11 protein-coding genes are annotated in these 12880 nt (G+C 71.6%); all 11 read left to right on the top strand.

Going from position 1 to position 12880, the window contains the following annotated elements; translation table 11 throughout:
* Positions 1–105 precede the first annotated feature (105 nt).
* Complete coding sequence (locus BLW86_RS06300; RefSeq protein ID WP_093873096.1) at positions 106–2475, top strand: SpoIIE family protein phosphatase; 2370 nt, start codon at positions 106–108, stop codon at positions 2473–2475.
* Between the two features lie 128 nt (positions 2476–2603).
* Entirely contained in the window at positions 2604–3182 is a 579-nt protein-coding gene (locus BLW86_RS06295) for a TetR/AcrR family transcriptional regulator (RefSeq protein ID WP_093878523.1), read from the top strand.
* Positions 3183–3192: 10 nt separating this feature from the next.
* A complete protein-coding gene (locus BLW86_RS06290; RefSeq protein ID WP_093873095.1) occupies positions 3193–3816 on the top strand; it encodes a TetR/AcrR family transcriptional regulator in 624 nt (207 codons plus the stop codon).
* 251 nt (positions 3817–4067) lie between these two features.
* Positions 4068–5294, top strand: a complete 1227-nt coding sequence (locus tag BLW86_RS06285; protein ID WP_093873094.1) for an acetyl-CoA C-acetyltransferase — start codon at positions 4068–4070, stop codon at positions 5292–5294.
* 63 nt (positions 5295–5357) lie between these two features.
* Positions 5358–6113, top strand: a complete 756-nt coding sequence (locus BLW86_RS06280; protein WP_093873093.1) for an SDR family oxidoreductase — start codon at positions 5358–5360, stop codon at positions 6111–6113.
* Positions 6110–6793, top strand: a complete 684-nt coding sequence (locus BLW86_RS06275) for an HAD family hydrolase (RefSeq protein WP_093873092.1) — start codon at positions 6110–6112, stop codon at positions 6791–6793. Before BLW86_RS06280 ends, BLW86_RS06275 begins: the two co-directional genes overlap by 4 nt.
* Complete coding sequence (locus BLW86_RS06270) at positions 6790–7251, top strand: MaoC family dehydratase (RefSeq protein WP_093873091.1); 462 nt, start codon at positions 6790–6792, stop codon at positions 7249–7251. The genes BLW86_RS06275 and BLW86_RS06270 overlap by 4 nt, the downstream gene beginning before the upstream one ends.
* A gap of 34 nt (positions 7252–7285) precedes the next feature.
* Positions 7286–8284, top strand: coding sequence for a phosphotransferase family protein (locus tag BLW86_RS06265; RefSeq protein WP_256341647.1), 999 nt, complete (start codon positions 7286–7288; stop codon positions 8282–8284).
* Positions 8284–9564 carry an acyl-CoA dehydrogenase family protein gene (locus tag BLW86_RS06260; protein ID WP_093873089.1) on the top strand — a complete coding sequence of 427 codons (1281 nt, stop codon included), beginning with the start codon at positions 8284–8286 and terminating at the stop codon, positions 9562–9564. Before BLW86_RS06265 ends, BLW86_RS06260 begins: the two co-directional genes overlap by 1 nt.
* 290 nt (positions 9565–9854) lie before the next feature.
* Complete coding sequence (locus BLW86_RS06255) at positions 9855–11384, top strand: Re/Si-specific NAD(P)(+) transhydrogenase subunit alpha (protein ID WP_093873088.1); 1530 nt, start codon at positions 9855–9857, stop codon at positions 11382–11384.
* 1 nt (position 11385) lies between these two features.
* Positions 11386–12804 carry a Re/Si-specific NAD(P)(+) transhydrogenase subunit beta gene (pntB, locus tag BLW86_RS06250; RefSeq protein WP_093873087.1) on the top strand — a complete coding sequence of 473 codons (1419 nt, stop codon included), beginning with the start codon at positions 11386–11388 and terminating at the stop codon, positions 12802–12804.
* The last annotated feature ends 76 nt before the right edge of the window (positions 12805–12880 follow it).

Below are 12880 nucleotides of genomic sequence, written 5' to 3'. Positions count from 1 at the left end.
CGTCGACGCCGTAGCGGCCGAGCTCCCGGCCTGCGGTTCCGCCGAGCGCCGTCCCGCCTACGCCGAGTAGCCTGACGAGGGGGAGCCGTCCGCCGGGAGGCCGCCATGACAACGCCCGGGGCAGGAGAGCAGTACCTCGGCACTCCCTTCAGCCTGGGGGCCATGGCCACCGCCGTGCTCGACCACGGGGGCGAGATCATCGGCTGGGACGCCGCGGCCGAGGACCTCTACGGGTACCCGGCCGAGGAGGTCCTCGGGAGGCCGGCCCGTACGTTCCTCGTCCCCGTCGACGGCCGCACCCTCTTCGCGCCCGACCGGCCCATCGGCTCCTGGGGCGAGAAGTGGGCCCTGCGCAAGCGCGACGGGAGCGTCGTGCACGTGGTGCTGTACGTCCTGCGGCTCGGACCCGCCGAGGCCCGGCCGACCACCGCGGCCTGGGGCGTCGTGTCCGTCGAGGCCGGGCAGATGGAGCGCTGGGCGACCGACCAGGCCATGCTGGCCGGACTGTCCACCCAGTCGCCGATCTCGCTGACCGTGATCGACGCGGACGCCCGTGTGCAATGGGTCAACCCCGCGACGGAAGCCAAGTTCGGCATCGGGCGCGAGGACTATTTCGGCCTTCAGGCGCGGGAGATCCTCCCCCACGGCGAGTTCATCTCCCCGGGTCCGCCCGGCCGCTCGTACGAATCGGTGATCGACCACGTCCTCCGCACCGGTGAACCCGTGATCGACCTCCACTACCGGAGTTCCCTGCCGGGCGACCCTCCCACCCGCCGGCACGTCTGGTCCTGTTCCTACTTCCGGCTGCAGGACGCCACCGGCCACCACCTGGGCGTGTGCGAGTCGGCCTTCGAGATCACCGCGCGCTACGAGGCCCTGCGCCGTCTTGAGCTGCTGAGCCGCTCCTCCGGCATCGGGACGACACTGGACGGGGTCCGGACGTGCGAGGAACTCGTCGCCGCGGTCGTCCCCGATCTCGCGGACGCGGCCCGGGTCGACCTGGCCGAGTCCGTACTCGCGGGCGAGGAACCCGGCCCCTGGAGCGCGTCGACCCCCTGCCGCCGGGTCACCGGCGGAAACAGCGCAGGCCACGACGGCGCACCCGGGGGAGAGTTCCCCGCCGGCGGCAGGCAGCTCGTCCTTCCCCTGACGGCCGGAGCCGCGAGATTCGGGACGGTCACCCTGCTGCGTACCGCCCGGAGGGACCCCTTCACCGACGCCGACCGCGCCCTGGCCGCCGAACTGGTCGCCCACACGGCGGTGTGCGTCGACAACGGACGGCGCTACGCCCGCGAGCGCGCCACCGCCCTGCTCTTCCAGCGCAATCTGCTCCCGCAGGAGCTGCCCGAGCACACGGCGGTGGAGGCCGCCCACCACTACGTCCCCGGCGCGGGGCCCACGGGCGTGGGCGGCGACTGGTACGACGTGATCCCGCTGTCCGGCGCCCGCGTCGGGCTCGTGGTGGGCGACGTGGTGGGCCACGGGCTGCACGCCGCCGTCACGATGGGCCGGCTGCGGACGACCGTGCGCGCCCTCGCCGCGCTCGACCTCGCCCCCGAGGAACTCCTCAGCAGACTCGACGACCTCGTCGGGCAGGCCCGCATCGGCCTCGACCCGAAGGAGACCGACGGCACGGACCCGGCGGTGGGAGCGCGATGCCTGTACCTCGTGTACGACGCCGTCCACGGGCGGTGCGCCGCGGCGAGTGCCGGTCATCTGCCGCCGGTCCTGGTCGCCCCCGGCGGGCCCGCCGCGCCCCTGGAGATGCCTGTGGGCCTGCCCCTGGGCGTCGGCGGTCTGCCCTTCGAGTCCGCGGAGTTCGCGATCGCGGAGGACAGCCTGCTCGCGCTGTTCACGGACGGACTGGTGACGGGCGCCGACCATGATCCCGACACCGGGATCACCGGCCTGTGCCGGATGCTGAGCGAGCACCAGAGTCTTCCGCCCATCGCGCTCCGGGACCGGGTCGTCGCGTCCGGGCTCCCCGCCGACACGCGCGACGACGCCGCCCTCCTCCTTGTCCGCGTCCACGCCCTGGCCGAGGACCACATGGCCGGCTGGCGCATCGACCCGGACCCGGCGAAGGTGGCCGGCGCCCGCGCGTCCACGAACGCCCAGCTGGAGCACTGGGGCCTCGACGCCGTCGGCTTCGCCGTCGAGCTGATCGTCAGCGAACTCGTCACCAACGCCATCCGGTACGGGGCTCCGCCGGTGGACCTGCGGCTCCTGCGGGACAAGGACCGGGCACTGATCTGCGAGGTGTCGGACAGCCGGGAGACCTCGCCGCACCTGCGGCGGGCCCGGCCGGACGAGGAGGGCGGCCGCGGACTCTTCCTCGTCGCCCAGCTCGCCGACCACTGGGGCACGCGCTACACGCGCGAGGGGAAGACGATCTGGGCCGAGGTCCCGATCGGCGCGGACGACGGGGGCCCCGACCCCTTCGGAGGCGTCTTCGGCGACGTGCTCGGCGAGTGACCCGGGGCCCGGCCCCACGTCCTCTTTCGATGATCTTGTGCGGTCCCGGCTGATATTCTCGACTGATGGTCGAGAATCCGGTGATGTCACGGGTGGCTTCCCGTCCGGCGCCCGTGCAACGCCGCGGCATGAAGCGCGTGCAGGCGATCCTGGACGCCGCCGACCAGATCCTCGCGGAGGAGGGGTACGAGGCCTCCACGCTCGGCGCCGTCGGCAAGCGGGCCGGCATCCCCACCGCCTCCGTCTACCACTACTTCGCCGACCGGAACCAGGTCGACGCCGCGCTCCTGCGGCGCCACGGCCAGGACATGGGCGAGCTCCTCGCGCAGGCGGCGGACGACCTCGGGCCCGGCACCACCCTGCGCGAGGTCGTCGACGCGCTGATCGACCCGCAGCTCGCCTACTGCCGCGAGCACCCGAGCGTGGTGGAGCTGTGGTACGCCCCGGGGCGCGCCCCCGTGCTCATGGAGCTGGAGGAGGCCTGGGGCAGGACGCAGGCCGAGGCGTTCCGGCGCCACCTCGTCGAGCGGAAGCTGATCGTCGCCGACACCCCCCGGCTCGCCGTGCAGGTGGCCTACGAGGCCGCCGACCGGATCTTCGGCCTCGCCTTCAAGGACTCCCGGACCGGCGACGAGGCCACGGTCGACGAGGCGCGCCGTCTCATGACCGCGTACCTGGAGACGTACGCCCCGAAGCGACGCCGCTAGGGGATCGGCCGTGTCCGCAGCGGAGGGGCGCCGGAGGGGACGGCCACCGGCGACCGTCAACGGCCGCACGGTCCCCGAGCGGTTGCTGGACGCGGCCCTGGAGCTCTTCGCGGAGAAGGGCTTCGACGGGACGTCGGTGCAGGACGTGGTGCGCGCCGCGGGGGTCACCAAGGGCGCCATGTACCACTACTTCCCCTCCAAGGACGACCTGCTCCACGAGATCTACCTGCGGGTGCTGCGGATGCAGACCGAGCGCCTCGACGCCGTGGTGGCGACGGACCTGCCGGTGGCGGAGCGCGTCCACGCGGCGGTGGTGGACGTCGTGGTGACGACGATCGAGAACCTCCAGAGCGCCACGATCTTCTTCCGGTCGCTGCACCAGCTCGCCGAGGAGAACCAGCGGCAGGTGCGACGGGAGCGCCGGCGCTACCACGAGACCTTCCGGGCGCTCATCGTCGAGGGGCAGCGCGAGGGCGTGTTCCGCGACGACGTCAGCGCCGAGCTGGCCGTCGACTACTGCTTCGGGTCGGTCCACCACCTGCCCATGTGGTGGCGCTCCGAGGGCGAGGCCTCGGCCGACGAGGTCGCCCGTACGTTCGCCGACCTGTTCATCGCGGGCATCGCGGCTCGCTGACCACTGCCCTCGGGCGCTGCCGCCCCTGACTTCGGGCGCCGTCGCCCCCTGCCCTCGGGCGTCGTCGATGCCACGGGCGCCGCTGATGTCACGGGTGCCGTGTGCCGTGTGCCGTGCACCGGCCGCCTCCTGTCGACATGACATAAGTCATTCCGCTCCCACCCCGATCGCCTGTTGACGGCTGTCCGTCGCCCGTTGCACAGTGGGCCCACCTTGGGTAAGCAACCGCTTAGCATGTAAAGGGAGGTCCCATGCCCGAAGCAGTGATCGTCTCGACCGCCCGGTCCCCGATCGGCCGTGCGGGCAAGGGGTCCCTGAAGGACCTGCGCGCCGACGAGCTGACCGTGCAGATGGTGCGGGCGGCGCTGGCGAAGGTGCCCGAGCTCGACCCCCGCGAGATCACCGACCTGATGCTCGGCTGCGGCCTGCCCGGCGGCGAGCAGGGCTGGAACATGGGCCGCAACGTCGCCGTGCTCCTGGGGTACGACCACCTCCCCGGCACGACGATCACCCGGTACTGCTCGTCCTCCCTGCAGACCACCCGGATGGCCTTCCACGCCATCAAGGCCGGCGAGGGCCATGCCTACGTCTCCGCCGGCGTGGAGTCGGTCAGCCACTTCGCCAACGGCACCAGCGACCACATCCCGGGCCACGACATCCTCAACCCGGCCTTCGGCGACTCCGGCAAGCGCACCCACGAGCGCGCGCAGGGCGGCGAGCCCGCGTGGACCGACCCCCGCGAGACCGGCGCGCTGCCGGACGTCTACATCTCCATGGGCCAGACCGCCGAGAACGTGCAGCAGATCCTCGGGATGTCGCGCGAGGAGCAGGACGCCTTCGCCGTCCGCAGCCAGAACCTCGCCGTCCAGCGCATCGAGGAGGGCTTCTGGGCCCGCGAGATCACCCCGGTCACGCGCCACGACGGCACCGTCGTCACCGCCGACGACGGCCCCCGCCCCGGCACCACGCTCGAAGGCGTCAGCGGGCTCAAGCCGGTCTTCCGCCCCGACGGCACCGTGACCGCCGGCAACGCCTGTCCGCTCAACGACGGCGCCGCCGCGCTGGTGATCATGAGCGACGGCCGGGCCAGGGAGCTGGGCCTCACCCCGCTCGCCCGGATCGTCTCCACGGCCGTCACCGGCCTCTCCCCGGAGATCATGGGCCTCGGCCCGGTCGAGGCCATCCCGGCCGCCCTGAAGAGCGCCGGCCTCGGCCTCGACGACATCGACCTCTACGAGATCAACGAGGCGTTCGCCGTGCAGTCGCTCGGCTCCGCCCAGCAGCTCGGCATCCCGCTGGAGAAGCTCAACGTCAACGGCGGCGCCATCGCCGTCGGCCACCCCTTCGGCATGACCGGCGCCCGCATCACCGCCACCCTCGTCAACTCGCTCCAGTGGCACGACAAGCAGTTCGGCGTCGAGTCCATGTGCGTCGGCGGCGGCATGGGCATGGCCATGGTCGTCGAGCGCCTGAGCTGAGCACGTCCGAGCCGAGCACGTCCGAGCCGAGCACGTCCGAACAGAGAAGGAAGTACGGAGAACATGAAGCGTTTCGAGGGAAAGACCGCGATCGTCACCGGCGCCAGCCGCGGCATCGGCCTGGCCATCGCCGAGCGGCTCGTCGCCGAGGGGGCCCGGGTCGTCATCACCGGCCGTACGAAGGAGACGCTCGACCAGGCGGTCGCCGCCCTGGGCGGCCCCGCGCACGCCCTCGGCGTCGCCGGCAAGGCCGACGACCTCGCGCACCAGACCGACACCGTCCGCCAGGCGATCGAGGCGTTCGGCAGCGTGGACCTGCTGGTGAACAACACCGGCATCAACCCGGTGTACGGCCCGATGATCGAGCTCGACCTGGCGGCCGCCCGCAAGATCGTCGAGACCAACTGCCTCGCCGCGCTCTCCTGGATCCAGCAAGTCCATGGCGCATGGATGAAGGAGCACGGCGGCGCGGTCGTCAACGTCTCCTCGGTCTCCGGCGTCCAGCCGGCGCCCATGATCGGCATGTACGGCGCCAGCAAGGCGATGCTGATCTCGATGACCGAGCTCCTGGCCGTCGAGCTGGGCCCGGACATCCGGGTCAACGCGATCGCGCCGGCCGTCGTCAAGACGAAGTTCGCCACCGCCCTGTACGAGGGCCGCGAGGATCAGCTCGCGGCCCGCTACCCGCTCAAGCGGCTGGGCGAGCCCGAGGACATCGGCGGCGTCGTCGCCTTCCTGCTCTCCGAGGACGCCGCCTGGCTCACCGGCCAGACCGTCGTCGTCGACGGGGGCGTCACACGCGTCGGGGCAGCCGAGTGACCAGCGCCGACGTCCCGCCGACCGCACCGGTCGAGGCCGTCGTCCTCGACTACGGCGGCGTGCTCACCGGGCCCGTGAAGGAGTCGATCGCGGCCTGGATCGAGGCCGACGGCATCGATCCGGAGTCGTTCTCCCGGACCCTCAGGGCCTGGATGTCCCGCCGTGCGCCCGCCGGCACCCCGATCCACCGCCTGGAGACCGGCGAGCTGACCGTCGCCGAGTTCGACGCCCTGCTCGCCGCGGAGCTCACCACGATCGACGGCCGTCCGGTCGACCCGGTCGGCGTGCTCTCCCGGCTCTTCGCCGCGATGCGGCCCGACCCGGCGATGTTCGACCTCGTCGAGGAGCTGCGCGCGCTCGGCGTCCGGGTCGCCCTCCTGTCCAACAGCTGGGGCAACACCTATCCGCGCGAGCGGATCGACGCGCTGCTCGACCCCGTCGTCATCTCCGGCGAGGTCGGCCTGCGCAAGCCGGCGGCCCCGATCTACGAGCTGACCCTCGCGCGCCTCGGCGTCGCCGCCGGGAGCGCGCTCTTCGTCGACGACGCCGAGCCCAACGTGCTCGGCGCGCGAGCCGTCGGGATGCGGGCCCACCTGCACGTCGACGCCCCCTCCACCCGCGCGGCCCTCGCCGCGCTCGTCCCGGGGCTGCGCCCCACCCCGAACGGAGCCCCCGCATGACCACCCCGAGAACGTTCGACGGCATCGCCGAACTGGAGAAGGCGGCCGGTACCCACCTCGGCCACTCGGACTGGCACACCGTCACCCAGCAGCAGATCGACAGGTTCGCCGACGCCACCGGCGACCACCAGTGGATCCACGTCGACCCGGAGCGGGCCGCCGAGGGCCCGTTCGGCACCACCATCGCGCACGGCTACCTCACCCTCAGCCTGATCCCGATGCTGTGCTGGGAGGTGTACGAGGTCACGGGCGTGCGCATGGGCGTGAACTACGGCGCGAACAAGGTCCGCTTCCCGGCGCCGGTCCCGGTCGGCTCACGGGTACGGGCCGGTGTCGAACTCGTGGAGGTGACCCCCGGCGGCGGGGGCTACCAGGTCGTCACCCGTGTCACCGTCGAGCGCGACGGCGGCGACAAGCCGGTGTGCGTGGCCGACACCGTCACCGTGGTGGTGCGGTGATGGCCGATCGGCCCCCTCCCCGCCCGGCCTCGACCTGGACAGGCTCGGAAACTGGCTGGCCGCGCACGTCCCCGGCGCCGGCTCCGAGCTGTCGGCCACGCTGATCGCCGGCGGCAAGTCCAACCTCACCTACCGCGTCACCGACGGCAACAGCACCTGGATCGTCCGCCGCCCGCCCCTCGGGCACGTCCTCGCGACCGCGCACGACATGGGCCGTGAGTACCGCGTGACGAGCGCCCTGCGGGACACCTCGGTCCCGGTGCCGGAGACCTTCGGGCTCTGCGACGACCCCGAGGTCCTGGGAGCCCCGTTCTACGTGATGGCGCAGTGCGCCGGCACCCCGTACCGGCTCGCGGCCGAGCTCGCCCCCCTCGGCGAGGAGCGCACCCGGCGGATCTCGGAGCGCCTCGTCGACACCCTCGTCACGCTGCACCGGGTGGACCCGGCGGAGGTCGGTCTCGCCGACTTCGGCCGCCCCGAGGGCTACCTGGAGCGCCAGGTCCGCCGCTGGAAGAAGCAGCTCGACGCCTCGTACAGCCGGGACCTCCCGGCAGCCGACGAGCTCCACCGCCGGCTCTCCGCCGACGTCCCCACGGAGTCGGACAGCGGCATCGTGCACGGCGACTACCGGCTCGACAACGTACTGGTCGACGACGACGACCGGGCGACGGCGGTGCTCGACTGGGAGATGGCGACGCTCGGCGACCCGCTGTCCGACCTCGCGCTGATGGTCGTCTACAACCGGCTGGGCGAGGTCGTCGGCGACGGCGCTGGCGTCAGCACCGTCGCGGGCGCGCCCGGCTACCTCACCGAGGCCGAGACGATCGAGCGGTACGCCGCGGGCAGCGGCCGGGACCTCTCTCGGTTCGGCTTCCACCTGGGCCTGGCCGCGTTCAAGCTCGCCGTGATCATCGAGGGCATCCACTACCGCCACCTCAACGGCCAGACCGTCGGGGAGGGCTTCGAGACCCTCGGCGAGGCGATCGGTCCGCTGCTCGACGCCGGCCTTTCCGCGCTGAAGGAGACGCACTGATGGAATTCCGGTTCGATGCCAGGACCGAGGAACTGCGCGCGTCGCTGCTCGGGTTCATGGACCAGCACGTGTACCCGGCCGAGAAGGTCTTCCACGAGCAGCTCGCGGCGCTCGACGACCCCTGGGCCTGGGACTCGGTCCCGGTCCTCCAAGAGCTGCGGACCGAGGCCCGCAGGCGCGGCCTGTGGAACCTTTTTCTTGTAGACCAGCACAGCCTGCCGGGAGAGGAGGGCGGCGGCCTGACGAACCTCCAGTACGCCCCACTGGCGGAGATCAGCGGACGCAGCCTCCACCTCGCGCCCCCGGCGATGAACTGCGCGGCGCCGGACACCGGCAACATGGAGGTGCTGCACATGTTCGGCACCCCGGAGCAGAAGAGGCGCTGGCTGGAGCCGCTGCTCGCCGGCGAGATCCGTTCGGCGTTCGCGATGACCGAGCCGAACGTCGCGTCCTCCGACGCCACCAACATCGGCACCTCGATCGTGCGTGACGGCGACGAGTACGTGATCAACGGCAGCAAGTGGTGGATCACGGGCGCGATGAACCCCCACGCGAAGATCTTCATCGTGATGGGCAAGACCGACCCGGGCGCCGAGCGGCACCGTCAGCAGTCGATGATCCTCGTGGAGCGGGACACCCCCGGCTTCGAGATCCACCGCGGCATGGAGGTCTTCGGTTACGACGACCGCGAGCACGGCGGTCACGCCGAGCTGACGTTCACCGACGTACGGGTCCCCGCGGCGAACCTGATCGGCGGCGAGGGCGACGGCTTCGGCATCGCCCAGGCGCGCCTCGGCCCCGGCCGCATCCACCACTGCATGCGCTCGATCGGCATCGCCGAGCGGGCCGTCGAGCTGATGTGCGCCCGCGCCGAGGAGCGCGTCGCCTTCGGCAGGCCGATCGCCGAGCAGGGCGTCATCCGTGACTGGATCGCCGAATCCCGGGTGCGCATCGAGCAGTTGAGGCTGCTCGTGCTCAAGACCGCGTGGCTGATGGACACCGTCGGCAACAAGGGCGCGCACGCCGAGATCCAGGCCATCAAGATCGCGACCCCGGCCACCGTGCAGTGGATCCTCGACAAGGCGATCCAGGTCCACGGCGCCGGCGGGCTGTCCCAGGACTTCATGCTCGCCAACATGTACGCCCACATCCGGACCCTGCGCTTCGCCGACGGCCCGGACGAGGTCCACAAGAACGCCCTGGCCAAGAGCGAGCTGCGGGACCAGGCCGAGAAGCGCGCGTCGCGGCCGTCGGCGGCGCCCGACGGGGGCGGAGCGTAGGAGCGCGACGAGTCGCGCGTCAATATGAGCTATCCCCCTTGAACGGCCGGTGTCGCGGGAGGACCGGGGACCCCTAACGTGAGCCCGTCCTCAACCAGGAGCCCCGGTGAGTTCGCCGTGCCCGCGGAGCGGTCGCTCGCGATGGGTAGGTCGAGTGGTGTGGCATTGATCACCGCCGGCACGCTTCCGGTCGAGGTGGGAGCGGCCCGATTCTGAGGGGGGCAAAACCCGAATCGGAGTCGAGGTAGAGAACGGCCGTCGACGGCAACTGCAGCGAACGGAGAACACTCGTGATTGTCGGAGTCCTCAAGGAGGCGCGGGCAGGTGAGCATCGTGTCTCGGCCACACCCGCCACGATCGAACCGATCCGCAAACTGGGGTACGACGTCGTCGTCGACTCCGGCGCGGGTGTCGCGGCGGGCTTCACCGACAGCGCCTACGAGGCCGCCGGCGCGCGCATCGGCGACGCGACGGCCGCCGACGTGGTCCTCGGGGTCAACGCCCCGAGCCCCGCTCAGCTGGACGGTGTACGGCCCGAGGCGACGGTGATCGCCCTGTTCGCCCCGGCGTTCGACCCCGCGATGGTCGAGGACCTGGGCCGCCGGCCGTTCACGGCGCTGTCGATGGACGCCGTGCCGCGCATCAGCCGGGCGCAGTCGATGGACGTGCTGTCGTCGATGGCGAACATCGCCGGATACCGAGCCGTGGTCGAGGCGGCGCACACGTTCGGCCGGTTCTTCACCGGCCAGGTGACGGCGGCGGGCAAGGTGCCGCCGGCGAAGGTGCTCGTCGCGGGCGCGGGCGTCGCGGGACTGGCCGCGATCGGTGCGGCGGGCTCGCTCGGCGCGATCGTACGGGCGACCGACCCCCGGCCCGAAGTGGCCGACCAGGTGCGGTCGCTGGGCGGCGAGTACCTGTCGATCGAGTCCCCGGAGGTCGAGGTCTCGAAGACGGGCTACGCCAAGGAGATGGGCGACGACTACAAGGCGCGCGAGGTCGAGCTCTACGCCGCGCAGTGCCGTGAGGTCGACATCGTCATCACCACCGCGCTGATCCCCGGACGCCCCGCGCCGACGCTCATCACCGCGGAGATGGTGGCGAGCATGAAGCCGGGCTCCGTGATCGTCGACATGGCGGCCGCCAACGGCGGCAACGTCGAGGGCACCGTGAAGGGCGAGAAGGTCGTCACGGCGAACGGCGTGACGATCATCGGCTACACCGATCTGGCGGGTCGGCTGCCGGCCCAGGCCTCCCAGCTGTACGGCACGAACCTGGTCAACCTGCTGAAGCTGATGACGCCCGGCAAGGACGGGCAGTTGGTCCTCGACTGGGACGACCCGGTACAGCGCTCGATCACCGTCGTCCGCGAGGGCGAGTCGGCGTGGCCGCCCCCGCCGGTCCAGGTCTCGGCCGCCCCGGCCCCCGCGCCCGCGACGGCGGAGACGAAGCCGGCGAAGCCGAAGAAGGAGCCGATGACGCCGGCCCGGCGCTTCGGCGGGGTGGCGGTCGCCGCGCTGGCGCTGTTCCTCGCCGCCGGGTTCGCCCCGGCGGCGCTGCTGCCCCACGTGACCGTCTTCGTGCTCGCGATCGTGATCGGCTACTACGTGATCGGCCATGTGCACCACGCCCTGCACACGCCGCTCATGTCGGTGACCAACGCGATCTCCGGGATCATCGTCGTCGGCGCGCTGCTGCAGATCGGGCACTCGAGCACCGCGGTCACGGTGCTGTCGTCCGTGGCGATCCTCCTGGCCAGTATCAACGTCTTCGGCGGCTTCGCGGTGACGCGTCGCATGCTCGCCATGTTCAACCGGAGCTGACATGTCTGCGACCATCGCCGCACAGGCGGCTTACCTCGTTGCCGCGCTGTTGTTCATCCTCGCGCTGGCAGGACTCTCCAAGCACGAGTCCGCACGGCTCGGCAACGCGTTCGGCATGCTCGGCATGGGCGTCGCACTCGTCGCGACCATCGTGCTCGCGATCGACGGCGACATCAGCACCGCCGGCCTCGGGCTGATGGCCGTGGCCATGCTGATCGGCGCGCTGATCGGTCTGCAGCGCGCCCGTGGCGTCGAGATGACCGGCATGCCCGAACTGATCGCGCTGCTGCACTCCTTCGTCGGCCTCGCGGCCGTGCTGGTCAGCTGGAACGGCTTCCTGAACGTCGAGCACGAGCCCGACGGCCACGAGGCCGCGGCCCTGGACGCGCTCGGCACGCTGGACATCCACCACGCCGAGGTGTTCATCGGCCTGTTCATCGGCGCGGTGACCTTCACCGGCTCCATCGTGGCCTACCTGAAGCTCTCGGCGAAGATCAGCTCCAAGCCGCTCATGCTGCCGGGCAAGAACGCGCTGAACCTCGGTTCCCTCGGCCTGTTCGCCGCCCTCACGGTGTGGTTCGTGATCACGCCGGAACTGTGGCTGCTGATCGCCGTGACGGTCCTGGCGCTCGCCCTGGGCTGGCACCTGGTGGCCTCGATCGGCGGCGGCGACATGCCGGTCGTGGTCTCGATGCTCAACAGCTACTCCGGCTGGGCGGCGGCGGCCTCCGGCTTCCTGCTCGGCAACGACCTGCTGATCATCACCGGCGCCCTGGTCGGCTCCTCGGGTGCCTACCTGTCGTACATCATGTGCAAGGCGATGAACCGCTCGTTCATCTCCGTCATCGCCGGCGGCTTCGGCATCGAGGCGCCCTCGACCTCGGACGTCGACTACGGCGAGCACCACGAGATCACCGCCCAGGCCGCCGCCGAACTCCTCGGCGCGGCCCGCTCGGTGGTCATCACGCCCGGCTACGGCATGGCCGTGGCGCAGGCGCAGTACCCGGTCGCGGAGCTCACCTCGAAGCTGCGGGCGAAGGGCGTCGACGTGCGGTTCGGCATCCACCCGGTCGCCGGCCGCCTGCCCGGCCACATGAACGTGCTCCTCGCCGAGGCCAAGGTGCCGTACGACATCGTGCTCGAGATGGACGAGATCAACGAGGACTTCGCCGACACCGACGTCGTCCTCGTGATCGGCGCCAACGACACGGTCAACCCGGCCGGCGCCGAGGACCCCAGCAGCCCGATCGCCGGCATGCCGGTCCTCACCGTCTGGGAGGCGAACAAGGTCATCGTCTTCAAGCGCTCGATGGCCTCCGGCTACGCGGGCGTACAGAACCCGCTGTTCTTCCGCGAGAACACCTCCATGCTCTTCGGCGACGCGAAGGACCGGGTCGAGGACATCATCGGCGCGCTCTGACCCGCGGGTCGGGACCCGTCGGAACCCCTCCTGGGCCGAGTGCGGCCCAGGAGGGGTTCGTCACAGGTCGTCCGGC

The sequence above is a fragment of the Streptomyces sp. TLI_105 genome, assembly GCF_900105415.1.
In the GTDB taxonomy this organism is placed as follows: Bacteria; Actinomycetota; Actinomycetes; order Streptomycetales; family Streptomycetaceae; genus Streptomyces.
Note: the sequence above shows the minus strand (reverse complement) of the source record. Positions and strands in the feature narration are given on the sequence as shown.

What these genes read in the sequence shown, in the direction of transcription:
- BLW86_RS06300 (WP_093873096.1), top strand. Translation starts at nt 106, where the DNA reads ATGACAACGCCCGGGGCAGGAGAGCAGTACCTCGGCACTCCCTTCAGC.
- BLW86_RS06295 (WP_093878523.1), top strand. Translation starts at nt 2,604, where the DNA reads ATGAAGCGCGTGCAGGCGATCCTGGACGCCGCCGACCAGATCCTCGCG.
- BLW86_RS06285 (WP_093873094.1), top strand. Translation starts at nt 4,068, where the DNA reads ATGCCCGAAGCAGTGATCGTCTCGACCGCCCGGTCCCCGATCGGCCGT.
- BLW86_RS06280 (WP_093873093.1), top strand. Translation starts at nt 5,358, where the DNA reads ATGAAGCGTTTCGAGGGAAAGACCGCGATCGTCACCGGCGCCAGCCGC.
- BLW86_RS06270 (WP_093873091.1), top strand. Translation starts at nt 6,790, where the DNA reads ATGACCACCCCGAGAACGTTCGACGGCATCGCCGAACTGGAGAAGGCG.
- BLW86_RS06260 (WP_093873089.1), top strand. Translation starts at nt 8,284, where the DNA reads ATGGAATTCCGGTTCGATGCCAGGACCGAGGAACTGCGCGCGTCGCTG.
- pntB (WP_093873087.1), top strand. Translation starts at nt 11,386, where the DNA reads ATGTCTGCGACCATCGCCGCACAGGCGGCTTACCTCGTTGCCGCGCTG.